Annotated in this window: 25 protein-coding genes; 14 read left to right on the forward strand and 11 right to left on the reverse strand. The window is 70.5% G+C overall.

Features of this window, described 5'->3' with window-relative positions; genetic code table 11:
• Positions 1-3 precede the first annotated feature (3 nt).
• Together AB1K54_RS14070 and msrB are read right to left on the reverse strand one after the other, a co-directional pair.
• A complete protein-coding gene (locus AB1K54_RS14070; RefSeq protein WP_371203392.1) occupies positions 4-597 on the reverse strand; it encodes a nitroreductase family protein in 594 nt (197 codons plus the stop codon).
• Positions 594-995 (reverse strand): peptide-methionine (R)-S-oxide reductase MsrB, encoded by a 402-nt coding sequence (msrB, locus tag AB1K54_RS14075; protein ID WP_371203393.1) that lies wholly within the window; start codon positions 993-995, stop codon positions 594-596. The genes AB1K54_RS14070 and msrB overlap by 4 nt, the downstream gene beginning before the upstream one ends.
• 92 nt (positions 996-1,087) lie before the next feature.
• Here msrB and AB1K54_RS14080 point away from each other — a divergent pair, with 92 nt between their 5' ends.
• The 5 genes from AB1K54_RS14080 to groL all read left to right on the forward strand — a co-directional run bounded on the left by AB1K54_RS14080 (position 1,088) and on the right by groL (position 5,150).
• Positions 1,088-2,116, forward strand: a complete 1,029-nt coding sequence (locus AB1K54_RS14080; RefSeq protein ID WP_371203394.1) for a DUF2332 domain-containing protein — start codon at positions 1,088-1,090, stop codon at positions 2,114-2,116.
• 9 nt (positions 2,117-2,125) lie between these two features.
• Entirely contained in the window at positions 2,126-2,362 is a 237-nt protein-coding gene (locus AB1K54_RS14085) for a DUF3263 domain-containing protein (RefSeq protein ID WP_371203395.1), read from the forward strand.
• Positions 2,363-2,436: 74 nt separating this feature from the next.
• A complete protein-coding gene (locus AB1K54_RS14090) occupies positions 2,437-3,033 on the forward strand; it encodes a LytR C-terminal domain-containing protein (protein ID WP_371203396.1) in 597 nt (198 codons plus the stop codon).
• A 147-nt stretch (positions 3,034-3,180) separates the two neighbouring features.
• Positions 3,181-3,384 (forward strand): cold-shock protein, encoded by a 204-nt coding sequence (locus tag AB1K54_RS14095; protein ID WP_371203397.1) that lies wholly within the window; start codon positions 3,181-3,183, stop codon positions 3,382-3,384.
• A 146-nt stretch (positions 3,385-3,530) separates the two neighbouring features.
• Entirely contained in the window at positions 3,531-5,150 is a 1,620-nt protein-coding gene (gene groL, locus AB1K54_RS14100) for a chaperonin GroEL (protein ID WP_371203398.1), read from the forward strand.
• Positions 5,151-5,323: 173 nt separating this feature from the next.
• Here the strand turns inward: groL and AB1K54_RS14105 are convergent, their stop codons facing one another.
• From AB1K54_RS14105 to AB1K54_RS14115, 3 genes are all read right to left on the reverse strand, one after another.
• Entirely contained in the window at positions 5,324-5,611 is a 288-nt protein-coding gene (locus tag AB1K54_RS14105) for a WXG100 family type VII secretion target (protein ID WP_371203399.1), read from the reverse strand.
• A 125-nt stretch (positions 5,612-5,736) separates the two neighbouring features.
• Positions 5,737-7,377: an ATP-binding protein gene (locus AB1K54_RS14110; RefSeq protein ID WP_371203400.1), complete on the reverse strand. Its 1,641-nt coding sequence runs from the start codon at positions 7,375-7,377 to the stop codon at positions 5,737-5,739.
• Between the two features lie 139 nt (positions 7,378-7,516).
• The gene (locus AB1K54_RS14115; RefSeq protein ID WP_371203401.1) at positions 7,517-8,209 is read right to left on the reverse strand and encodes a response regulator transcription factor; all 693 of its coding nucleotides are present in this window, start codon (positions 8,207-8,209) and stop codon (positions 7,517-7,519) included.
• A 244-nt stretch (positions 8,210-8,453) separates the two neighbouring features.
• Between AB1K54_RS14115 and AB1K54_RS14120 the strand changes: the two genes are divergently transcribed.
• Genes AB1K54_RS14120 through AB1K54_RS14130 form a run of 3 tightly spaced genes read left to right on the forward strand, consistent with a single transcriptional unit; the run spans position 8,454 to position 10,857 of the window.
• On the forward strand, positions 8,454-9,674 hold the full coding sequence (locus AB1K54_RS14120) for an NAD(P)/FAD-dependent oxidoreductase (RefSeq protein ID WP_371203402.1): 1,221 nt from the start codon (positions 8,454-8,456) through the stop codon (positions 9,672-9,674).
• Positions 9,675-9,733: 59 nt separating this feature from the next.
• Positions 9,734-10,588, forward strand: coding sequence for a dihydropteroate synthase (folP, locus tag AB1K54_RS14125; protein ID WP_371203436.1), 855 nt, complete (start codon positions 9,734-9,736; stop codon positions 10,586-10,588).
• Positions 10,589-10,644: 56 nt separating this feature from the next.
• Entirely contained in the window at positions 10,645-10,857 is a 213-nt protein-coding gene (locus AB1K54_RS14130; protein WP_371203403.1) for a hypothetical protein, read from the forward strand.
• Here AB1K54_RS14130 and AB1K54_RS14135 read toward each other — a convergent pair.
• Positions 10,845-11,216: a VOC family protein gene (locus tag AB1K54_RS14135; RefSeq protein WP_371203404.1), complete on the reverse strand. Its 372-nt coding sequence runs from the start codon at positions 11,214-11,216 to the stop codon at positions 10,845-10,847. The two genes, AB1K54_RS14130 and AB1K54_RS14135, sit on opposite strands and share 13 nt — an antisense overlap.
• Positions 11,217-11,225: 9 nt before the next feature.
• A complete protein-coding gene (locus tag AB1K54_RS14140; RefSeq protein ID WP_371203405.1) occupies positions 11,226-11,801 on the reverse strand; it encodes a TetR/AcrR family transcriptional regulator in 576 nt (191 codons plus the stop codon).
• 34 nt (positions 11,802-11,835) lie between these two features.
• Here AB1K54_RS14140 and AB1K54_RS14145 point away from each other — a divergent pair, with 34 nt between their 5' ends.
• Complete coding sequence (locus AB1K54_RS14145) at positions 11,836-12,297, forward strand: hypothetical protein (protein ID WP_371203406.1); 462 nt, start codon at positions 11,836-11,838, stop codon at positions 12,295-12,297.
• Positions 12,298-12,322: 25 nt separating this feature from the next.
• Here AB1K54_RS14145 and AB1K54_RS14150 read toward each other — a convergent pair whose 3' ends face one another.
• Genes AB1K54_RS14150 through AB1K54_RS14160 form a run of 3 tightly spaced genes read right to left on the reverse strand, consistent with a single transcriptional unit; the run spans position 12,323 to position 16,019 of the window.
• Positions 12,323-13,978, reverse strand: a complete 1,656-nt coding sequence (locus AB1K54_RS14150; protein WP_371203407.1) for a DNA repair helicase XPB — start codon at positions 13,976-13,978, stop codon at positions 12,323-12,325.
• Positions 13,979-14,027: 49 nt separating this feature from the next.
• On the reverse strand, positions 14,028-15,752 hold the full coding sequence (locus tag AB1K54_RS14155; RefSeq protein WP_371203408.1) for a helicase-associated domain-containing protein: 1,725 nt from the start codon (positions 15,750-15,752) through the stop codon (positions 14,028-14,030).
• Complete coding sequence (locus tag AB1K54_RS14160) at positions 15,753-16,019, reverse strand: multidrug ABC transporter ATPase (protein ID WP_371203409.1); 267 nt, start codon at positions 16,017-16,019, stop codon at positions 15,753-15,755.
• 110 nt (positions 16,020-16,129) lie between these two features.
• On the opposite strand from AB1K54_RS14160, the gene AB1K54_RS14165 reads away from it, so the two are divergent.
• Positions 16,130-16,513 (forward strand): cold-shock protein, encoded by a 384-nt coding sequence (locus tag AB1K54_RS14165; RefSeq protein WP_371203410.1) that lies wholly within the window; start codon positions 16,130-16,132, stop codon positions 16,511-16,513.
• Complete coding sequence (locus tag AB1K54_RS14170; RefSeq protein ID WP_371203411.1) at positions 16,497-17,231, forward strand: DUF3027 domain-containing protein; 735 nt, start codon at positions 16,497-16,499, stop codon at positions 17,229-17,231. Before AB1K54_RS14165 ends, AB1K54_RS14170 begins: the two co-directional genes overlap by 17 nt.
• Before the next feature lie 8 nt (positions 17,232-17,239).
• Here the strand turns inward: AB1K54_RS14170 and serC are convergent, their stop codons facing one another.
• The gene (gene serC, locus AB1K54_RS14175; protein WP_371203412.1) at positions 17,240-18,352 is read right to left on the reverse strand and encodes a phosphoserine transaminase; all 1,113 of its coding nucleotides are present in this window, start codon (positions 18,350-18,352) and stop codon (positions 17,240-17,242) included.
• 88 nt (positions 18,353-18,440) lie between these two features.
• On the opposite strand from serC, the gene AB1K54_RS14180 reads away from it, so the two are divergent.
• From AB1K54_RS14180 to AB1K54_RS14190, 3 genes are all read left to right on the forward strand, one after another.
• Positions 18,441-19,142, forward strand: coding sequence for a metal-dependent transcriptional regulator (locus AB1K54_RS14180; RefSeq protein WP_371203413.1), 702 nt, complete (start codon positions 18,441-18,443; stop codon positions 19,140-19,142).
• Positions 19,143-19,356: 214 nt separating this feature from the next.
• The gene (locus AB1K54_RS14185) at positions 19,357-20,223 is read left to right on the forward strand and encodes a M23 family metallopeptidase (protein WP_371203414.1); all 867 of its coding nucleotides are present in this window, start codon (positions 19,357-19,359) and stop codon (positions 20,221-20,223) included.
• A 342-nt stretch (positions 20,224-20,565) separates the two neighbouring features.
• Positions 20,566-21,063 carry an HNH endonuclease gene (locus AB1K54_RS14190; protein ID WP_371203415.1) on the forward strand — a complete coding sequence of 166 codons (498 nt, stop codon included), beginning with the start codon at positions 20,566-20,568 and terminating at the stop codon, positions 21,061-21,063.
• Positions 21,064-21,121: the final 58 nt, after the last annotated feature.

Below are 21,121 nucleotides of genomic sequence, written 5' to 3' on the forward strand. Positions count from 1 at the left end.
GCGCTACAGCCCCTCGGGCTCGACGGTCGCGCCCGAGGCGCGCTTGGTGCCCTTGCCCCCGGGCATGCGCGAGACGTGCCGCCGCGCATCGACGGCCTTGCGCCGCCCGAGGCGCTCGCGGGCGGGCTTGCCGCCGACGTACAGCCAGCCGAGCAGCTCTTCGCTCGCCTCCAGCCCGTGCGCCTTGGCGACCGCCTTCGAGCGGGTGTAGTCGCCGGTGCGCCAGATGACGCCCCATCCGGCCTCGTCCAGCAGCAGGCTCAGCACGTGCGCGACGCCCGAGGCGACGGCCTCCTGCTCCCAGCGAGGCACCTTGCCGCTCTTCTTGTAGCTGGCGACCACGGCGATGAGCAGAGGCGCGCGCAGCGGCTTGGACGACGAGCCCTTCTCGTCGTTCGCCTTGTTGATCGCGCGGCCGAGCCGCTCGCGGTCGGCGCCGCGCAGTTCGATCAGCCGCCACGGACGCAGCGACGAGTGGTCGGCGACGCGACCGGCCGCCGAGACCAGCGTGAGCAGTTCGGCGTGGGTGGGCGCGGCATCTGTCACCTTCGACCAGGACCGGCGCGCGCGCACCGCCTCGAGAGCGGAGCCGGTCATGACTCGGGCGTGAACGCGAGCGAGATCGAGTTCATGCAGTAGCGGTCGCCGGTGGGCGTGCCGAAGCCGTCGGGGAACACGTGCCCCAGGTGCGAGCCGCAGTTCGCGCAGCGCACCTCGGTGCGGAGCATGCCGTGGCTGCGGTCCTCGATGAGCTCGACCGCCTCGGGGCGGATCGACTCGTAGAAGCTCGGCCAGCCGCAGTGCGAGTCGAACTTCGTGCCGCTCTGGAAGAGCTCCGCGCCGCACGCCGCGCACGTGTAGAGGCCGGCGCGGCTCTCGTCGAGCAGTTCGCCCGTCCACGGGCGCTCGGTGCCGGCCTCGCGCAGCACCGCGAACTGGTCGGGCGAGAGCTCGGCGCGCCACTGGTCGTCGGACTTGTCCACCGCGTAGGTCATGTCTCCTCCTGGTTCCCCTCTATTCAACCCGACTGCGCGCGCATGCGGTCCGGCGGCGACAGACCCGGGGTGTGAATAGAGACAATGGAGCGATGGATCCGGATGCCTCAGCCGCCGTCGCCGAGCGCTTCGAGCGCTTCGCGCGCGACGAGGCGGCGGGACGCTCGGCCTTGTACGAGCAGTGGGCGCGCGGGGTCGCCGGTGACGCGCGGGTGCGCGGCATCCTGTCCCGGATCCCCGCAGGCCACCGCCAGCCGCCCCTCGTGTTCGCCGTCACGCGCCTGCTCGGCGCGCCCGAAGGCGGTTTCGCGCAGTGGGCGGAGTGGGTGTCGGCGCACGCCGACGCGGTGGTCGGGGAGTGCGCGCGGCGCCGGCTGCAGACGAACGAGCCCCTGCGGTGCGCGGCGCTGCTGCCCGCGCTGGCGCTCATCGACGGTCCGATCGCGCTCGTCGAGGTCGGTGCGAGCGCAGGGCTGTGCCTCTTTCCCGACCGCTACTCGTACCGCTATCGCGGCGACGCAGTCGCGGTGTCGCTCGACCCCGCATCCGGCCCCTCGCGCGCGGTGCTGTCCAGCGGGCTCTCTTTCGATGAGCGGATGCCGCGCCTCGCGCTGCCCGAGATCGTGTGGCGCTCCGGCATCGACCTCGACCCGCTCGACGCGGCCGACCCGGCGGATCGGCGCTTTCTCACGACCCTCGTGTGGCCGGGGGAGGAGGGGCGCGCGGAGCGCATCGAGGCGGCGCTGGAGGTCGCGCGGGAGGAGCCGGCGCTCCTGGTCCGGGGCGATGCGACCGCCCCGGGCGTGCTCGCCGACCTCGCCGCCCGCGCACCGCGCGAGGCCACGCTCGTGGTGACGACTCCGGGGGTGCTGCCGCACATCCCGCGCGCCGGCCGCCTGGCGCTGGCCGAGGCGATCGAAGCCGCCGGAGCCCGCTGGATCACGATCGACCCGCCGTCGCTGCACGCCGACCTCGAGGCGCTGCGAGGGCGAGAGCCGCGTGTCGATCCCACCGCCTGGGACGGGTTCGTGCTCGCCCTGGACGGCGCTGCGCTGGCCGCGGTCGACCCACTCGGGGCGTGGGTGGCGTGGCGCGCGGGCGGCAGCGCGGCGACGACGTAGCGTGGAACGGTGGCCCTGACCGACCGTGACCGAGCGATCCTCGACTTCGAGGCGGAGTGGCGTCGACACGCCGGCGCGAAGGAGGAGGCCATCCTGGCCGAGCTCGGCATGTCTCCCGCGCGGTACTATCAGCTGCTCGGTCGCCTGATCGACGACGCCGCCGCGCAGGAGCACGACCCGATGCTGGTGGGGCGCCTGCGGCGCATGCGCGACGCGCACCGCGCGCCGCGCGTGGTCGCCCGTTGACCCTTGCGGCGCCGGGTCCCGCGGGAGCGGCGTGCGCGCTGGGATGCTTCAGGGTCGCCGGGTAGCATCGGGGGATGCCGAAAACGACCTACCCGAGGGATCGCTTCGACGAACTTCAGGCGGATTCGAGCCGCGTCGGCGCCCATCGAGCAGAGAACCCCCGCATGCGCGGGTGGGTCGTGTTCCTGTGGGCGGTGCTCGCCACCGTCGTGCTCGTCGTGCTCGGCATCTTCGGCACCCTCATCATGCAGGGGCGCGTCGTGCTCTTCCCCACTCCCGAGCCGACGGTCGAGCCGACACCGGCGGTCACCCCGGTCATCGACACGACCTTCCAGGTGGTCGTGCTCAACGCCACTCCCGAGTCGGGCCTGGCGACCCAGGTGAAGGACGACATCGTCGCCGCGGGCTGGCCGGCCGCCTCGGTGCAGGCCAGCGGCGCCGGGTCGACGGACTTCCCCGAGACGACGGTGTACTACGCCTTCCCAGGCGACGAGGCCGCAGCGGCGGGCCTCGCGGGCGTGATCGGCGGCGCGCGCACGGTGCTCGACGCCACCTATCAGCCGCCGGACGACCCGAACACGCCCGAAGACGAGAGTCAGATGCGACAGCTGGTGGTCGTGCTGGGCCTGGACCGGATCGCTCCTGCGCCCGGCGATACGCCCGCGCCCTGAGCCTGCGGGAAGGGCCGTCGCGGCCGTGTGTTTCAGCGCGGTAAACACTTGGGTTCACCCGTGTCAACAGTGGGCCACCGGACGGAACGGCCCGGCTCTGCGTGCCTACTATTGGGGCCAGTCACCGCGCAGCACAGGAGATTTCGCATGACCCAGGGCACCGTCAAATGGTTCAACGCAGAGAAGGGGTACGGCTTCATCACGGTCGTCGACGGCCAGGATGTGTTCGTCCACTACTCGAGCATCGATATGACCGGGTTCCGCGTTCTCGAAGAGGGCCAGAGGGTCGAGTTCACCGTCGGCACCGGGCAGAAGGGCCCGCAGGCGGAGTCGGTCCGCGTCCTCGCGTAGCCCGATCCGCCGGTTGTGGTCGCCGCGTTTCACCGCGCGCCTCCCGTGGCTTGCACTCCCCATGGGCGAGTGCCAGAATGGATTAGCACTCGGCTTCGTTGAGTGCTAATTCCGTAAGACACACGTCCGGGAGGGACGACACACACATGGCAAAGATCATCGCTTTCGATGAGGAGGCCCGTCGCGGTCTCGAGCGAGGACTCAACATCCTGGCCGACGCCGTCAAGGTGACCCTGGGCCCGCGTGGTCGCAACGTCGTGCTCGAGAAGAAGTGGGGCGCTCCCACGATCACGAACGACGGTGTCTCGATCGCCAAGGAGATCGAGCTCGACGACCCGTACGAGAAGATCGGCGCCGAGCTGGTCAAGGAGGTCGCGAAGAAGACCGACGACGTCGCCGGTGACGGCACGACGACGGCCACCGTCCTCGCCCAGGCACTCGTCAAGGAAGGCCTGCGCAACGTTGCCGCCGGCGCCGACCCGATCAGCCTCAAGCGCGGCATCGAGAAGGCCGTCAAGGCCATCTCCGACGAGCTGCTCGCTTCGGCCAAGGAGGTCGAGACCAAGGAGGAGATCGCCGCGACCGCGTCCATCTCGGCCGCCGACGCCACCATCGGCGAGCTGATCGCCGAGGCGATCGACAAGGTCGGCAAGGAGGGCGTCGTCACCGTCGAGGAGTCGCAGACGTTCGGCACCGAGCTCGAGCTCACCGAGGGAATGCGCTTCGACAAGGGCTTCATCAACCCCTACTTCGTCACGGACCCCGAGCGCCAGGAGGCGGTCTTCGAAGACCCGTACATCCTGATCGCCAACCAGAAGATCTCGAACATCAAGGACCTTCTGCCCGTCGTCGACAAGGTGATCCAGGACGGCAAGGAGCTCGTCATCATCGCCGAGGACGTCGAGGGCGAGGCGCTCGCGACGCTCGTGCTCAACAAGATCCGCGGCATCTTCAAGTCGGCCGCCGTCAAGGCCCCCGGCTTCGGCGACCGCCGCAAGGCCCAGCTGCAGGACATCGCGATCCTCACGGGTGGCCAGGTCATCACCGAGGAGGTCGGTCTCAAGCTCGAGAACGCCACCCTCGACCTGCTCGGCCGTGCGCGCAAGGTCATCATCACCAAGGACGAGACCACGATCGTCGAGGGTGCCGGTGAGGCCGCACAGATCGAGGGTCGCGTGACCCAGATCCGCCGCGAGATCGACAACACCGACAGCGACTACGACCGCGAGAAGCTGCAGGAGCGCCTCGCCAAGCTCGCCGGCGGCGTGGCCGTCATCAAGGCGGGCGCGGCCACCGAGGTCGAGCTCAAGGAGCGCAAGCACCGCATCGAGGACGCCGTCCGCAACGCGAAGGCCGCCGTCGAGGAGGGCATCGTCGCCGGTGGTGGCGTCGCGCTCATCCAGGCGGGCAAGAAGGCGCTCGCTGCGCTCGAGCTCGTCGGTGACGAGGCGACCGGTGCGAACATCGTCCGCGTCGCGATCGAGGCCCCGCTCAAGCAGATCGCGCTCAATGCCGGTCTCGAGCCCGGTGTCGTGGCGAACAAGGTGTCGGAGCTGCCCGCGGGTCACGGCCTCAACGCCGCGACCGGCGAGTACGGCGACCTCTTCGCGCAGGGCATCATCGACCCCGCCAAGGTGACCCGCTCGGCGCTGCAGAACGCCGCGTCGATCGCCGGCCTGTTCCTCACGACCGAGGCCGTCGTCGCCGACAAGCCCGAGAAGGTCGCCGCTCCGGCGGGCGACCCCACGGGTGGCATGGACTTTTGACGCGAGACGGATCAATGCCGCGCAGCGGCGTTGATGCGGCTCGGGTCAAGGTCGAGTAGCCGCCGAAGGCGGCGTATCGAGACCCGGTCCACGCCAAGTCGAACAACGAACGGATGCCCCGGCCCATTGGGTCGGGGCATCCGTCGTTCTCGCGCGAAGCGCGTCGCCGCGGGTCAGCGGAACAGGCTCATCGCCGACTGCTCGGCCTCGGCGTACTGCCGGGCCGCGGTGCCGAGGGCGTTGCTGATGCCGGAGAGGCTCTCTTCGACGTGGCGCTGCGTCGTGCGCCATTCGTCGATCACGGTCTGGAACGCGGCGGCGCCGGCGCCGGTCCACGTCGACTGCAGGTGGGTGAGCTGCGACATCATCGCCTGCGTCTCGCCCTGCAGGCGGTCGATGGTGCCTCGGACGGAGGTGGTGGCGGAAAGGACCGCGTCGCTGTCGACGGCGAACACTGCCATTGTGGTGACTCCTCTGGTTCGGTGGGGATCGTTGTCGGCAACGGTACGCGCGGGCGAGGCATCCGCCGGTCATCTCGGGTGGATCTGGGGATGCCGCCCACGCACGCACGCCTGGGGAGGAGGAGTCAGTCCTGTGGGCCGGGGAGGCGCTCGAGCGGCTGCGTGCGGATGTTGAGGTGCTCCGCGGCCGCGCGCTGCTGATCGAGGGGAAAGCCGACGCGGAACGTCGCGCCGCCGCCCGGGGTGTCGAGAACGCGCACCGAGCCCTGCAGCGTCTCGACGATCGAGGCGACGATCGACAGGCCCAGCCCGGTGCCTCCGGTCTCTCTCGCGCGGGACGTGTCGGCGCGCCAGAATCGCTGGAAGATCTTCTCTTTGATCTGGTCGGGCACGCCCTCGCCGTGATCGATCACCTCGATCCAGCCCTCCGCGGACTCGGCGTCGATGCCCACGCGAAGCTCGAGCGGGGCGTCGTCGTTCGTGAAGCGGCGCGCGTTGCCGATGAGGTTCGCGATGATCTGGCGGATACGGTTCTCGTCCCCCAGGACGATAGGCGGGATGCCGTCACCCGCATCCGGCGCCAGGTCGAAGCCGACCGGCGCGACGGGGGGCCTGGGCGTGCCGTCCGCGCGCGGGGCGGGCAGGGGCCTGGGCTTTCGGCGCAGCAGCGACAGCGTCGCGCCCGCCCGTGCGATCGCCGACGGGCTGCCGACGCGCCGCGCGGCCGTCGCCGTGGTCGTCGGCGGCTCGGCGGCCCGACTCGTCGCCGGGGGCGCGGCGAGCGAGGTCGTGTCGATCATCGTCACGGGTCGCTGCGGAGATGCCGCGCGCAGATCGAGAGCGGCGTCGCGCGCGATCGTGCGCAGATCGACCGGCGCGATCACCACGTCGCGGCGTTCGTCGAGCCGCGCGAGCGAGAGCAGGTCCTCGACGAGCAGGCCCATGCGCTTGGCCTCGCTCTCGATTCGGTCCATCGCCTGCGCGGTCTCGTCCTGGCCCGAGATCGCCCCCATCCGGTAGAGCTCGGCGTACCCGCGCACGGTCACGAGCGGGGTGCGCAGCTCATGGCTCGCGTCGCCGACGAACCTGCGCATCTGCCGCACCGTGGCATCCCGGTGCTCGAGCGCGGAGTCGAGCCTGTCGAGCATCGCGTTGAGCGCTGTCTTGAGGCGGCCGACTTCTGTGGTCGTCGGCTCGATGTCGGTCATGCGCTGACGGAAGTCGCCCTGGGCGATCGCGGTGGCGGTCGTCTCGACCTCACCGAGGCTGCGGAAGGTGAGCGTCACCAGCCACCGTGTGAGGAAGGCGCTGGCGACGACGATGATGATCGCGAGCACAGTGTAGATGCCCGAGAACGCGGCGACGGTGCTGTTGATGGATGCCGTCGGCAGCGCGACCACCTGCGTGAAGAGGCTGCTCACCCCATCGATCGGATACGTGTCGGCACTCGCGCGGAAGGGTGCTCCGCCGCCCTCGGCAGGGAGCCAGAACGGCTCCGTGCCCCGCCTGGTCTGGTCGGCGGGGGTGAAGGTCTCGCGGAACACCGGAGTCTGGCGCCCGTCGCCGCCCGCCTTGACCCGCAGGGAGCCCTCCGCGTCGTAGATCGCCACGAAGTACTGGGTGTTGGGCGCGTCGGGCTTCGCCGAGAACGTGGCCTGGCCGTTCTGGACCTCGATGTCGATGAGCCCGCTGGCGATGTCGGTGGGCGCGAGGGACTCCAGCTGCGCGTCGAGGCTGACCTGCAGCGCGTTGCGCAGGAATCCCATCGTGCCCACTCCCGCGGCGAGCAGGCCGATCGCCAGGAGCGCGACGGTGACCCCGGTGACCTTCGCGCGCAGGCTCGTTCCGCGCCAGACCCGGGTGATCGTGTCGGTCTTCTGCGCCAGAACCGTCCCTTTCAGCCGCTCAGGCGGGCTTTCCGGCCTTGAGCATGTAACCGAAGCCGCGCTTGGTCTGGATGAGCGGCTCGGTCGAGTGCGGGTCGATCTTGCGTCGCAGGTACGAGATGTAGCTCTCGACGATGCCGGCGTCGCCGTTGAAGTCGTACTCCCACACGTGGTCGAGGATCTGCGACTTCGACAGCACCCGGTTGGGGTTGAGCATCAGGTAGCGCAGGAGCTTGAACTCGGTCGGGCTCAGGTCGATCGAGGTGTCGCCCACGCGGATGTCGTGGGTGTCCTGGTCCATGGTGAGCTCGCCCGCCCGGATCACGGATTCCTCGTCGGCCTGCATCGTGCGCCGCAGGATCGCCTGGATGCGCGCGACGATCTCGTCGAGGCTGAAGGGTTTGGTGACGTAGTCGTCGCCGCCGGCGTTGAGGCCGGTGATCTTGTCCTCGGTGTCGTCCTTCGCGGTCAGGAACAGGATCGGCGCGGTGTAGCCCGCGCCGCGCAGCCGCTTGGTGACGCTGAACCCGTTCATGTCGGGGAGCATGACATCGAGGATGATCAGGTCGGGCTCCTCTTCCAGCACCGCCGAGATCGTCTGCGCTCCATTGGAGACTGCTCGAACCTGATAGCCCGCGAATCGCAGGCTGGTGATGAGAAGGTCGCGGATGTTCGGCTCATCGTCCACGACGAGGATACGAGGTGCGCTCATAGGCCCATTATTGCGTCGGTACGGGTCAATGCGGGCGAAGCGCGCGTTGAGGCGTGCCGACGCAAGATCGTGTCTCGATACTCGCGCTTCGCGCGAACTCGACAACCGGGCCGCCGAAGGCGGTGTATCGAGATCTCGCCAAGCGCACGGGTCGGCGCTTGCGCCGCCTGCGCGCCCGCGCGGTCCCGAACCCGTGGCCATCGGGTGATGCGAGAGGTACCGTCATGCGGGAGAGGGGGTCTTCATGACTCATCTGGTGATCGTCGGAGGCGGCCTCGCCGCGGGAACCGCGGTCGAGACGCTGCGCGAGGAGGGCTTCGACGGCGACGTGACGGTCGTGACCGAGGAGAGGCATCCGCCCTATCAGCGCCCGCCGCTGTCGAAAGGCTACCTGCAGGGCGAAGAGGGCACGGACGCCGTCATCCTGCATCCCGCGCAGTGGTACGCCGACAACGGCGTTCACCTGTCCACGGGAGTGGCGGTGACCGCGCTCGACCCCGCGGCGCAGACCGTGACCCTCGATGACGGGACGACGCTGCCCTATGACGCGCTGCTGCTGGCGACCGGCGCGTCACCGCGGCGCCTGCCGATCGAGGGCGCGGATCTTCCCGGCGTGCACACCCTGCGCCGGCTCGACGACGCGGATGCGCTGCGCGCCGAACTCAAGGACGGCGGCAGGCGCCTCGTGCTGATCGGCTCCGGCTGGATCGGCATGGAGGTCGCGGCATCCGCCCGCACGCTCGGCAACGAGGTGACGATCCTGGAGCGCGACGCGGTGCCGCTCGCCGCCGCAGTCGGCGCGCGCATGGGAGAGATGTTCCGGGGGCTGCACCTCGAGCACGGCGTCGACCTGCGCGCGTCGGTCGGCGTGGAGCGCATCGCGGGCACCGACCGCGCGACGGGCGTCGTCGCAGGCGGCGAGACGGTCCCCGCGGATCTGGTGCTGATCGGGGTCGGCGCCGTGCCGAACACGAAGCTCGCCGAGGCCGCCGGCCTGGCGGTGTCCGACGGCATCCTCACCGACGCCGCTCTGCGCACCGGCGCCCCGCACGTGTTCGCCGCAGGGGATGTCGCCAACGCGTACCACCCGGTGATCCAGCGGCATCTGCGCAGCGAGCACTGGGAGAACGCGCGCCGCTCCGGTGCGGTCGCGGCGCGGAGCCTGCTCGGCATCCGCGCGTCGCACGACTCGATCCCGTACTTCTACACCGATCAGTTCGACCTCGGCATGGAGCTGTCGGGGTATCCGCCGCTCATGTCGGACGCGGGCCTGGTGATCCGCGGCGACCTCAGCGCGCGCGAGTTCATCGCGCTGTGGACCGATGACGGGCGCGTGGTCGGCGGCATGAACGTCAACGTGTGGGACGCAGGCGAGACCGTTCAGCAGCTGATCCGGTCAGGGCAGCGCGTGGATGCCGCCGCCCTCGCGGATCCGGACGTGCCGCTCGAGAGCCTCCTGCAGTGACGGCCCTCGACCCGGTGGCGCCGACCTGGGAGAGCACCGTCGAGCCGCGCGGCGCGCCGATGGAGCTCTCCCGCCGACTGGCGGTCATGGCGATCGTGAACCGCACGCCGGATTCGTTCTACGACCGCGGGGCGACCTTCGCCCTGGACGCGGCCGTCGCGGCGGGCCTGGCCGCGGTCGAGGAAGGCGCCGCGATGGTCGACGTCGGCGGCGTGAAGTTCGCTCCCGGTGAGCCCGTGCCCGTGGACGTCGAGATCGCGCGCGTCGTGCCGGTCGTGCGCGCGCTCGCCCCGGCGATCGCGGTGAGCGTCGACACCTTTCGGCACGAGGTGGCGCGCGCGGCGATCGAGGCGGGGGCGAGCATCGTCAACGACACGACGGGGCTTGGCGATCCGCGCATGGCCGAGGTGATCGCCGAAGGCGGGGCGAGCGTCGTGATCGCCCACAGCCTGGCCGAGCCGCGGACGCAGCATCCGCGCCCGCAGTACGACGACGTGGTCGCTGAGGTCGCCGGGTTCCTGGTCGAGCGGCGCGAGCGCGCGCTGGCGCACGGGATCGCGCCGGAACGGATCATCCTCGATCCCGGCCACGACCTCAACAAGAACACGCGGCACTCGCTGGAGCTGACCCGGCGCCTCGGCGAGCTGACCGGACTCGGGGCGCCCGTGCTCGTCGCCGTGTCGAACAAGGACTTCGTGGGCGAGACCCTCGATCGCGAGCGCGGCGATCGCCTGCCCGGCTCGCTCGCGGCGGCGGTGTACTGCGTCCTGCAGGGGGCGCGCATCGTGCGCGCACACAACGTGCGCGAGACCGTCGAGGCGATGCGCATGGTCGAGGCGATCCTCGGCTGGCGCGAGCCGGCATTCCTGCTGCACAACACGCGGCCGGAGGGAAACGCTGATGCCCACGCCTGACGTGCTGTTCGCCGCGTGCGCGCTGCCCGGCCGCGCTGCGCGTGCGCGCGAGCTTCGTGCAGAGCACCGACGGCGCGGTGGCGCTCGGCGCCCAGCGGCGCGCCGCTGGGCGGCGAGACCGACCGGGCCGTCATGCAGTGCTGCGCACGATGGCCGACGTGCTCGTCGTGGGCGCCGGCACCGTCCGCGCCGAGGGGTACCGGCGCTTCGCGCTCGCCGGGGCGCTCACCGACGATGAGGGATTCGTGCCGGCGCGCTACGCGCGCTGAGCGTCGGGGTCCTCAGACCAGACGGCGAGCTCATTGCCCGCGGGATCGGCGAAGTGGAACCGGCGCCCGCCCGGGAATGCGTAGCTGTCGTGGAGGATCGTGCCGCCGGCATCCGTCACCCGCGCCTTGGCAGCCTCGAGATCGGTGACGTACACGACCGCAAGCGGCATGCGCTGCTGGTGGTCGTCGCCGATCGCGTTGATCCCGGCCGTCGTGCCGCTGTCGGCCGTGTCGAGGTAGGCGCCGTAGTCGGTGAACTGCCACGAGAAGGCCGTCTCGTAGAACGTGCGGGCCGCCTCAAGCGCGGACTGGTCTGCGGCGGGGAGCTCGATCAGGTCGATGCGATTGTGCTCTGACATGCGACAGGTCTACTCCGCCCCAGCGACATCGCCCTGTGAGTATGCGAGACATCCGCGCACGGCGAGGTCGACGATCGGGCGCAGCGGCGCGTCGGGGGCCACGGTCAGCCGATTGACGATGAGCCCGGCGGCCACGGCGAGGAGCGCGCGCGCGGCCGTGTCGGGGTCGGGGGCGCGCAGACCGGTCAGCAGTTCTCGCACCCGCTCTTGAAACAGCGACCGCTGCTGCCGCATCGTCGGCTGCGCCTCCGGCATCGCGGCCGCCTCGAGAAACAGCGCGTACCGGGCTCGGGTGCGCACGGCGTTTCGACCCGTCGCGTCGTCGAGCAGCCGGGTGAGCGCGTCGATCACCTCGTCGGGGGTGTGGGCGGGCGCCATCGCCGCAGTCAGGTCGGCGCGCTCCTGCTCGGCGATCCACACGAGCACACCGGCGACGAGCGCGTCGCGCGTTCGGAACCAGTTCGAGGTCGACCCTTTCGGCAGCCCGGCAGCGGAGTCGACGCGTGTGTGCGTGAGCGCGCGGACCCCCTGAGTTCCGACGAGGTCGACGGCGGCGGCGAGCGAACGGTCGCGGGTGGTGGCCACGACGTCGACCCTACCATCGGGCACTACGTTCGTAGTGACAATCTACTACGGACGTAGTATTGTCGGCGCCATGGCGTTCGTCGTGCTGATCCTGTGGCTCATCCAGGGCGCCGTCGGAGTCACGCTCTTCGTCGGCTGGCTGCGGCATGCGCGCGGCCGGGGCGCGAAGCTGGTCGTCACGCACGTCGCGATGATGCTCGCGGGCCTCGCCTGCTGGATCTGGTTCATCGCAAGCGGCTCGCTCATCGCCGCCTGGGGCGCCTACGCGATCATCACCGTGTTCATCGGGTTCGGCGACGCCATGCTCCTCGCGCGTGCGCGCCGCCTGGCGCCCGAGGCCGCCACGACACTCCAGGCGTACGGCGTCGCGATCATCGGCACGCTTCGCGGGCGGTTCCCGCCGAACGTGGCCTTCCACACGTGGTTCAGCCCCGTCGTGTGGTTCACGTGCCTGGGCGTGTGCATCGGCGCCACGATCGCAGCGACCGCGGGCTGAGGCATCCGCCCGCTCGGTCAGCCCGTCAGGCGGCCAGGCCGTCCGCGTCGAGAATCGTGTAGGCGTAGCCCTGCTCGGCGAGAAAGCGCTGGCGGTTCTGCGCGAAGTCCTGATCGACGGTGTCGCGTGCGATGAGGGTGTAGAAGCTCGCGGTGTGCCCCGACTGCTTGGGCCGCAGCAGGCGCCCGAGGCGCTGGGCCTCCTCCTGGCGGGAGCCGAACGAGCCCGACACCTGGATCGCGACGGATGCCTCGGGCAGGTCGATCGAGAAGTTCGCGACCTTCGACACGATGAGCAGCGAGATCTCGCCCACACGGAACGCCTGATACAGCTGCTCGCGCTCGTCGACCGGGGTCGCGCCCGTGATCTTCGGGGCGTCCAGCGCCTCGGCGAGGATGTCGATCTGGTCGAGGTACTGACCGATCACGAGGATCCGCTCGCCCGCATGGCGCTCGACCAGCCGCCGCACGACGCCGATCTTGGCGTGCGCGGTCGCCGCGAGGCGGTAGCGCTCCTCGTCGGCGGCCGCTGCGTACTCGAGGCGATCGCCCGCCGGCAGGTCGACGCGCACCTCGTAGCAGACCGCGGGCGAGATGAAGCCCTGTGCCTCGATCTCTTTCCACGGCGCGTCGAAGCGCTTGGGACCGATGAGGCTGAACACGTCGCCCTCGCGGCCGTCCTCGCGCACGAGGGTCGCGGTCAGGCCCAGGCGCCGGCGCGCCTGCAGGTCGGCGGTGAGCTTGAACACGGGCGCCGGCAGCAGATGCACCTCGTCGTAGACGATGAGGCCCCAGTCGAGCGCGTCCAGCAGCGCCAGGTGCGCGTACTGGCCCTTCCGCTTCGCGGTGAGGATCTGATAGGTCGCGATCGTGACCGGCTTGACCTCCTTCGACTGACCGGAGTACTCCCCGATCTCGTCGGGCGTGAGCGAGGTGCGCTTGAGCAGCTCGTCGCGCCACTGGCGGGCGCTGACGGTGTTCGTCACGAGGATCAGCGTGGTCGTCTTGGTCTCGGCCATCGCCCCGGCCCCGACGAGCGTCTTGCCCGCACCGCAGGGCAGCACAACGACCCCCGAGCCGCCCTCGGTGAACGTGTCGACCGCCTTGCGCTGATAGGGGCGCAGGTTCCAGCCGTCCTCCGCGAGATCGATCGGATGCGGCGTCCCCGGCGTGTACCCGGCGAGGTCCTCGGCCGGCCACCCGATCTTCAGCAGCTCCTGCTTGATGTGACCGCGCGCCCACGCGTCGACCACGTACACGTCGGGGGAGGGGTGGGCGATCAGCAGGGGCTGGATGCGCTTGTTCTTGGCGACCTCGGTCAGCACCGCCGCATCCGTCGACCGCAGCACCAGGGTGCCGTCGCCGTGGTCCGGAAGGCTCTGGCGCTCGATCACGAGGCGCCCGTACCGGCCCACCGTCTCGCGGATGTCGATCGACACCGACGGCGGCACGGGGAACCGCGTCCAGCGGTCGAGGGTGGCGAGCATGTCGTCCGCGTCATGGCCCGCCGCGCGCGCGTTCCACAGGCCGAGCCTTGTGATGCGATACGTGTGGATGTGCTCGGGTGCCCGCTCCAGCTCGGCGAAGATCGCCAGTTCGTGACGCGCGGACTCCGCGTCGGGGTGCGCGACCTCGAGCAGCACGGTCCGGTCGCTCTGCACGATGAGGGGTCCGTCAGCCATAACGGCCCAGTTTACCCGCGTGGCGCGCGGGCGGGTTCGCGAGGCAGGGTCAGCGCTGCTCGCCGGCCTTCACGGGCCGCACCTCGACGATGCTCGCCACCGGCAGGGTGCGCTCGATGTCGGCGCCGCGATCGCGGCCGCGCAGGCGCCCCCCGCCGAGCCCCGACGCCTCGAGCGTGAACGTGCGCTCGCTCGCGTCCGGCATGCGCACGACGACCACGACGGTCGCCCTGGCCCGCACCGCGAGCTCGAGCTCGCGCGCCAGCCACGCACCCTCGGACTCGGTCTCGGAGCCCGCGCGCAGCGCCGCGATGAGCCGTGCGTAGGTCACCAGCGGTGAGTCGTCCTCGATCGATGTCAGGGGCGGATGCCGGTGCATCGACTCGGCGGCGCCCTCCGTGTCGACGGCGATGACGGGGTAGCGGGCATCGGCGAGTGCCCAATAGACGGCGTCGCGCGACACGCGCGTGACGAGGGCCTCCGCGTCGCGCACGAGACCGAGCGGGCGCAGCGCCTGGTCGATCGCGACCGCGTCGATCACCGAGGCATCCGTCGACGACACCCTGGTTCCGCTCGAGCCCGGGTCGTCTGTGACGCGCACCAGGCCGTGCCGCGCCGCCGTGCTGTCGATCAGGTACTGCAGCGGCTGGGGGATGCCGGTCAGCGACAGGCCCGCCAAGAACTCGCGGATCGACTCGGCGGTCTCACCCTCGGTCATGCCCGCGGCGATCGAGGCGGCGCTGAACCGGTAGCTGGATGCCTGCGCGCGCGATTCGCGCCGCGCGATGCGGTGCAGCCGCAGGTCGAGTCGCGGTGCGAGCGGGCCTGGTGCGATCGCGGTCAGATCGGCCTGCAGATAGATGCGGTCGATCTCGGCGGGCATCCGCGCGATGAGAGCGGCAGGATCGATCTGGCCGTCGTCGTGCATCGCACGGGTCCACTCGGGTTCGGCGCCGCCGGGGGTGAGCAGGCCGAACCGCACCGCGATGCGCCCGAGCGCCGCCGCCCGCTCCGGCCAGGCCTGATCGAACGGGAAGGCTCCCGGCCAGGCGGACGGGGGGCGGATGCCGCCGCCCGGCGTGCGCAGCGCTCGGGGCAGCGCGTCGCGAAGGCCCGCGATGAGCGTGACCCACCGCTGGGCGGTGCTCGCCTCGAGCCACTGCCGGCCGGCGTCGCTGACGACCCATCGGCGCCCGTCGGGACGCAGCAGCCCCGCATCCGCGGCCGCCGTCACCAGATCGTCGAGTTCGTCGGCGTCGACGATCGCACCGGCCTCGACCAGGCGCCGGCGATCGATGGCGCTGACGCTGCCGGTGCCGGTGCGGCTGAGCGCGATCGCCGAGACCGCGAGCACGAGGTCTGCCATCGCGCCGAGGTTCGTGAAGGCGCGCTCGGCAGCCGCGTCCGCGTCGGTCTGGCTCGCCGCCACAGCCTCTGCGGTCGCATCCGGCTCGAAGGCCCCCGGGTCGGCCGCCGCGGCGGCCGCGAGGCGCTCGGCCACCGACGCGAACGGCGCACCCGACTCATCGACCAGGGCCAACCGGTCCGCGAGCGGCGAGGGCGTGGCGCCGCGGCGCAGTTCGCGCAGCGTCTCGCGCGGCAGACGGGTGAGCGCGCGATCGATGGATGCGGGCTCCAGCATCGCGGCGGCCGCGTCGAAGAAGCCCAGCCACGGTGCGCCGGGGGACGCGCCGCGCGCGACGAGCGTGTCGGCGAGGCGGGCATCGTCGAAAGAGGCCAGCCGGGCCGCGAGCGTGCGCTCGTCGGAGAGCATTCAGCCCCCTCGGTTCGCGCGCGCCCTCCGGACGAAGCTCATGATGAGCACGGTCAGGAGCAGAAGGAAGGCCAGGATGGGCGCGATGTACACCACCACGCCGAGCACGGGCCAGACGCCGGACGAGAAGTCGGCCCCCGACGCGGAGCCGATCATGATCGCGAAGAAGCACACGACCGAGAGCACGAGTAGGCCGAGCGACATGAAGGCCAGGATGCGATCGACACGGCGGATCGGGACATCCTCGCGGGGGGTGGGAGTGCTCATCCACGCAAGCCTATCGCGGCGGCGCGTGCTCTAGGCTGGGGGTGTGGGATCGCAGGGATCCCTCATTCCGTCATGCCCGCGAATTCGCGGTCTTTTCAAGCGAGGTTCGCATGCCCACCGGCAAGGTCAGGTTCTACGACGACGAGAAGGGGTTCGGCTTCATCTCCACCGATGACGGTCAGGACGTCTTCCTGCACGCCACGGCCCTGCCAGCCGGATCGTCGGCGCCGAAGCAGGGCCAGCGGGTCGAGTTCGGCATCGCCGACGGCAAGCGCGGCCCTCAGGCGCTGTCCGTGCGACTGCTGGAGGCGCCCGTGAGCCTCGCCAAGCGCAGCCGCAAGCCCGCCGACGACATGGCCATCATCATCGAGGACGTCGTGAAGATGCTCGACGACGTCGGAACCGATCTGCGTCGCGGCCGCTACCCCAGCGCGGGCCACTCGAAGAAGGTCGCCGCGGTGCTGCGCAAGGTCGCGGATGAGCTCGACGCCTGAGCCCATGGACGAGACCGTCGTGCTCGACCTCGCGCTCGCCGCGTTGCGCGAGGTGACCCCGGAAGCCACGGTCGGCGCGCTCGCCGCCGCCGACAGCTCGCAGGACGGCGTGCTGTCGCTGCGCTTCGAGAACCTGTTGGCGGGGTATCCGGGGTGGTTCTGGACGGTGAGCCTCGCTCAGGTTCCGGATGCCGCTCCCACCGTTCTCGAGGTCGAGCTGCTGCCCGGCGACGACGCGCTGCTGGCACCCGAGTGGGTGCCGTGGGCGGTGCGGCTCGCGGACTACCAGTCCGCGCAGGCGGCGCTGCGAGCAGCCGGCGAGGACGCAGATGAAGACGCCGGCGAGACCGACCACGACCTCGACGACGAGCTGGCCGACGTCGAGGACATCGACATCGACGACTTCGAGGTCGACGGATCGGCGATCCTCCACTCCGGCGACGTCGACGGCGTCGACCTCGAGCTGGCCGCCGGGGCCGACGACGAGTTCGACGAGGGCTCGGATGACGAAGACCCGTCCGACGATGACGATGACGATGTCGATGATGAGTCGGACGATGATGAGTCGGACGATGATGAGTCCGACGATGATGAGTCCGACGATGACGAGTCCGACGATGACGAGTCCGACGAAGGCGACGACGACTCGGCCGACGAGGTCGAAAACGACGAAGGCCCCGTCGCGGCCGACGAGGACGACGACCGCGACGAGGCCTGAAGCCTCTGTCAGAGGCGCTCGAGCGTGTAGTCGATGCAGCGGATGAGCTGGCGCACGTCGTCCGGCTCGATCGAGACGAAGGTCGCGACGCGCAGCTGGTTTCGGCCGAGCTTGCGGTAGGGCTCGGTGTCGACGATGCCGTTCGCGCGCAGGCTCTTCGCGATCGCGGCGGCGTCGACGGACTCGTCGAAGTCGATCGTGACCACGACGCACGAGCGGTCGGCGGGGTCGGCGACGAAGGGCGTCGCGACGGCGGATGCCTCGGCCCAGTCGTACAGCGCGTTCGAGGACTCGCGGGTGCGGGCATCGGCCCACTGCAGCCCGCCGTTGTCGTTGATCCACGAGAGCTGCTCGTCGAGCAGGTACAGCGTCGAGATCGCCGGCGTGTTCAGCGTCTGGTTCAGACGCGAGTTGTCGATCGCGTTCTTGAGGCTGAGGAACTCGGGGATGTAGCGCCCGGACGCGGCGATGCGCTCGATGCGCTCGATCGCCGCAGGCGACATCAGCGCGAGCCACAGGCCGCCGTCGGAGCCGAGGTTCTTCTGCGGAGCGAAGTAGTAGACATCCGCCTCGCCGAGCGTGAAGTCGATGCCGCCCGCTGCGCTCGTCGCGTCGATCACCGTGAGCGCGCCCTCGTCGCCGTTCACGCGCCGGATCGTCGTCGCCACGCCCGTGGAGGTCTCGTTGTGGGGCCATGCGTACACGTCGACGCCCTCGACGGCCTCGGCGGCTGTGCTCTGACCGGCGGGGGCGTTGCGGACGTCCGGCGCCTCGAGCCACGGGGTCTTGGCTGCGGCGGCGAACTTGCCGCCGAACTCGCCGAACACGAGGTTCTGGCTGCGCTTGTCGATGAGGCCGAAGGCCGCCGCGTCCCAGAATGCCGTCGAGCCGCCGTTGCCGAGCACGACCTCGTAGCCGCTCGGGGCGCGGAACAGCTCCGCGACGCCGGCGCGCACGCGACCGACCAGATCCTTCACCGGCGCCTGCCGGTGCGATGTGCCCAGGATCGTCGCTCCGACCCCCGCGAGCGCCGCGACCTGGGCGGGGCGGACCTTCGAGGGGCCGCAGCCGAATCGGCCGTCGGCGGGCAGGAGTTCGCGAGGAAGTTCGATGTGTGGCATGCCTCGATTCTAGGGAGGCGCGGGCCGGGCGACGGATACCGCGGGATAGGCTGGCAGGAGCACCTTCTTCACGGCGAGGACACCGCATATGGCCGACCTGATCGACACCACCGAGATGTATCTGCGCACGATCATCGAGCTCGAAGAGGAGAACATCGTGCCGTTGCGCGCGCGCATCTCGGAGCGGCTCGGGCACTCCGGGCCGACTGTGTCGCAGACCGTCGGCCGGATGGAGCGCGACGGACTCGTCGTGGTCTCCGACGATCGTCGGCTCGAGCTGACCGTGAACGGCCGTCAGAAGGCCGTCGACGTGATGCGCAAGCACCGGCTCGCCGAGCGGCTCCTCTCGGACGTGATCGGCCTGGACTGGGCCTACGTCCACGACGAGGCCTGCCGGTGGGAGCACGTGATGAGCGAGCAGGTGGAGCGGCGCCTGGTCGAGCTGCTGGGGCATCCGACCGAGTCGCCCTACGGCAACCCCATTCCGGGACTGGACCAGCTCGGCGACGTGCCGGCGCGACAGTTCGAGCAGGGCGTGGTCGGACTCGTGCGGCTGCTCAACGAGCGCAACGCGCCGATCACCGGAACCGTGCGCCGCCTCGCCGAACCCGTGCAGGTCGACCCCGAGCTGCTCCTGCAGCTGAAGACGGCGGGCGTCGTGCCCGGCGCGAAGGGTGACTTCCGCTTCGCCGAGGGGTATGTCCTCGTTGAGATGAACGGCTCTGACGAGGGCCTGGAACTGCCCATCGAGGTCGCCTCGCACATCTTCCTCGTCGACGAATCCGCCTGACCTGCCGGACGCGATCAGCAACCTGCCAGGTTCTGGGCGTGACAGAATCGTGACCTTCGGGTAGCCTCGAACAGTCCAACCGGCGAGAAGCCCGCCGCGGACCCCGCGTGGATTGCCTCACCGGCTCGTCGTCCACGTGGTGAAGCCGCACATCGTGCCCCGACACCGAGTGCCGACGAGCCAGCGCTCCGGCGCAGAGGCGCCGGAGGTAAGTTTGGCCGAAGCAAACGACTCGATCTCGAACGGGACCGCGCCCGACACGGCGGGTCTCACCCGACGCAATCGGGATCGGCGACCCGTCGCCGAGCGTCGTGCGACCGGATCCGCACCGCGACCGGCCCCGACCGCGCCGAAGCCGTCCCGCAAACCCGGACGCCCGGTCCGCAGCCTCGCGATCTTCACCGTCGTCGGAGGACTCGTCGCGACCGTTGCACTGCCCGCCTACGGGGCGCTGCGCCCCAGCGCTGAGGCCGTGACCCTCCAGCAGGTGGCCGCCGGCGACGCGCAATCACTCCTCGTCGCCTCCGACGCGGTCCCGGTCGAACTCTCGCGCGGCAGCTATGCGGCCACGACTCAGGAAGAGATCGACAAGAAGAAGGCGCAGGAGGCCGCTGCCGCCCGCGCCGCCGAACTCGCGAACACCGTCGCCTCGCTTCCCGTCGACCTCACCATGGTCTCACCGGGCAGCGGCGAGGTGCGGTGGCCACTTCTGACCTTCACCCAGGGCCGCGGTCTGTGGGACTCGGGCTACCACCAGGGCGTCGATCTGCTCGCCCCGGCGATGACCCCGATCTACGCGGCGGCCGCGGGCGTCGTGCGCGTCTCGACCGAGAGCTACAGCGGCTACGGCGTCGCCATCACGATCGACCACGTCATCGGCGGCCAGCAGGTGAACACGCTCTACGGGCACATGACATACGGCACCCGCCAGGTCGAGGCCGGGCAGACTGTCGAAGCCGGCCAGCTGATCGGCTTCGTCGGCAGCACGGGCAGCTCGACCGCCAATCACTGCCACTTCGAGGTGCACATCAACGGGTCGGTCGTCGACCCGTGGGCGTGGCTCGTCGCCAACGCCGGCTGACCTTTCGCGGGCCTTCCTGGCGGGCCGAGGCGCAGCATCCGTTCTCCGACACGCCACGAGGCGTTAACACGTGCGCGACCCGCGCCGGTTCTGCGTGCATTAGCCTGAAACCCGACGCTGAGAGAAGCGGAGGGAGAGCCGATGGGCAGTTCACCACGCATTCGAACCATGGATGCGCTCGGACGCCACGTCCTTCGGCATTGCATGAGCGGGAGCCACGGTCTGACCGTGACGTCGTAGCGCTGTCTTCTGACAGCGCTTTTTTCATGCCCTTTCCGCCTTTCGAACGTCGGCAGTCGAATAACCGAGAAGCCGTCCCGGGCCGTTCGAGAGGAAAGACGAATGCGCACTCTGGTGCTGAACGCGGGGTATGAACCGCTCGCGATCGTGTCGTTCAAGCGGGCACTGGTGCTCGTGATGAACGAGAAGGCCACCATCGTCGAGCAGGTCGACGATGAACCGGTGCGGGGACCTCGCCGGGCGTACGAACGCCCGGCGGTGATCCTGCTCACACGATACGTGCGAGTGCCGGGCGCGCGCCGCATACCCGTCACCCGTCGCGGCGTGCTGCGACGAGACAGCCACCGGTGCGCATACTGCGCGAAGGCCGCGGCGACGATCGACCATGTCCTTCCGCGTTCGCGCGGCGGCGCGGACTCGTGGGAGAACCTCGTCGCATGCTGCCTGCGCTGCAACAACCTCAAGGGCGACCGCACGCCGGGCGAGATCGGGTGGGAACTGCGCTTCACACCGCATCCGCCGCGGGGGGCGCAGTGGACCGTGCGCGGCACCGACCGCACCGATCCGCGGTGGGAGCCGTACCTGGCGCTGGCCGCCTGAGGCGCTGGCGAGCCGCCGACAAGCGCGGGTCGATCGCCGACTTCGTGGCGAGTCGCCC

This window comes from Microbacterium sp. BWT-B31, from assembly GCF_041379855.1.
Lineage (GTDB): Bacteria > Actinomycetota > Actinomycetes > Actinomycetales > Microbacteriaceae > Microbacterium.

Coding starts and splice junctions, on each gene's coding strand:
- AB1K54_RS14070 (WP_371203392.1), bottom strand. CDS start 597: ATGACCGGCTCCGCTCTCGAGGCGGTGCGCGCGCGCCGGTCCTGGTCG.
- msrB (WP_371203393.1), bottom strand. CDS start 995: ATGACCTACGCGGTGGACAAGTCCGACGACCAGTGGCGCGCCGAGCTC.
- AB1K54_RS14080 (WP_371203394.1), top strand. CDS start 1,088: ATGGATCCGGATGCCTCAGCCGCCGTCGCCGAGCGCTTCGAGCGCTTC.
- AB1K54_RS14090 (WP_371203396.1), top strand. CDS start 2,437: ATGCCGAAAACGACCTACCCGAGGGATCGCTTCGACGAACTTCAGGCG.
- AB1K54_RS14095 (WP_371203397.1), top strand. CDS start 3,181: ATGACCCAGGGCACCGTCAAATGGTTCAACGCAGAGAAGGGGTACGGC.
- groL (WP_371203398.1), top strand. CDS start 3,531: ATGGCAAAGATCATCGCTTTCGATGAGGAGGCCCGTCGCGGTCTCGAG.
- AB1K54_RS14105 (WP_371203399.1), bottom strand. CDS start 5,611: ATGGCAGTGTTCGCCGTCGACAGCGACGCGGTCCTTTCCGCCACCACC.
- AB1K54_RS14110 (WP_371203400.1), bottom strand. CDS start 7,377: ATGGGATTCCTGCGCAACGCGCTGCAGGTCAGCCTCGACGCGCAGCTG.
- AB1K54_RS14115 (WP_371203401.1), bottom strand. CDS start 8,209: ATGAGCGCACCTCGTATCCTCGTCGTGGACGATGAGCCGAACATCCGC.
- AB1K54_RS14120 (WP_371203402.1), top strand. CDS start 8,454: ATGACTCATCTGGTGATCGTCGGAGGCGGCCTCGCCGCGGGAACCGCG.
- folP (WP_371203436.1), top strand. CDS start 9,734: ATGGAGCTCTCCCGCCGACTGGCGGTCATGGCGATCGTGAACCGCACG.
- AB1K54_RS14135 (WP_371203404.1), bottom strand. CDS start 11,216: ATGTCAGAGCACAATCGCATCGACCTGATCGAGCTCCCCGCCGCAGAC.
- AB1K54_RS14150 (WP_371203407.1), bottom strand. CDS start 13,978: ATGGCTGACGGACCCCTCATCGTGCAGAGCGACCGGACCGTGCTGCTC.
- AB1K54_RS14155 (WP_371203408.1), bottom strand. CDS start 15,752: ATGCTCTCCGACGAGCGCACGCTCGCGGCCCGGCTGGCCTCTTTCGAC.
- AB1K54_RS14160 (WP_371203409.1), bottom strand. CDS start 16,019: ATGAGCACTCCCACCCCCCGCGAGGATGTCCCGATCCGCCGTGTCGAT.
- AB1K54_RS14165 (WP_371203410.1), top strand. CDS start 16,130: ATGCCCACCGGCAAGGTCAGGTTCTACGACGACGAGAAGGGGTTCGGC.
- AB1K54_RS14170 (WP_371203411.1), top strand. CDS start 16,497: ATGAGCTCGACGCCTGAGCCCATGGACGAGACCGTCGTGCTCGACCTC.
- serC (WP_371203412.1), bottom strand. CDS start 18,352: ATGCCACACATCGAACTTCCTCGCGAACTCCTGCCCGCCGACGGCCGA.
- AB1K54_RS14180 (WP_371203413.1), top strand. CDS start 18,441: ATGGCCGACCTGATCGACACCACCGAGATGTATCTGCGCACGATCATC.
- AB1K54_RS14190 (WP_371203415.1), top strand. CDS start 20,566: ATGCGCACTCTGGTGCTGAACGCGGGGTATGAACCGCTCGCGATCGTG.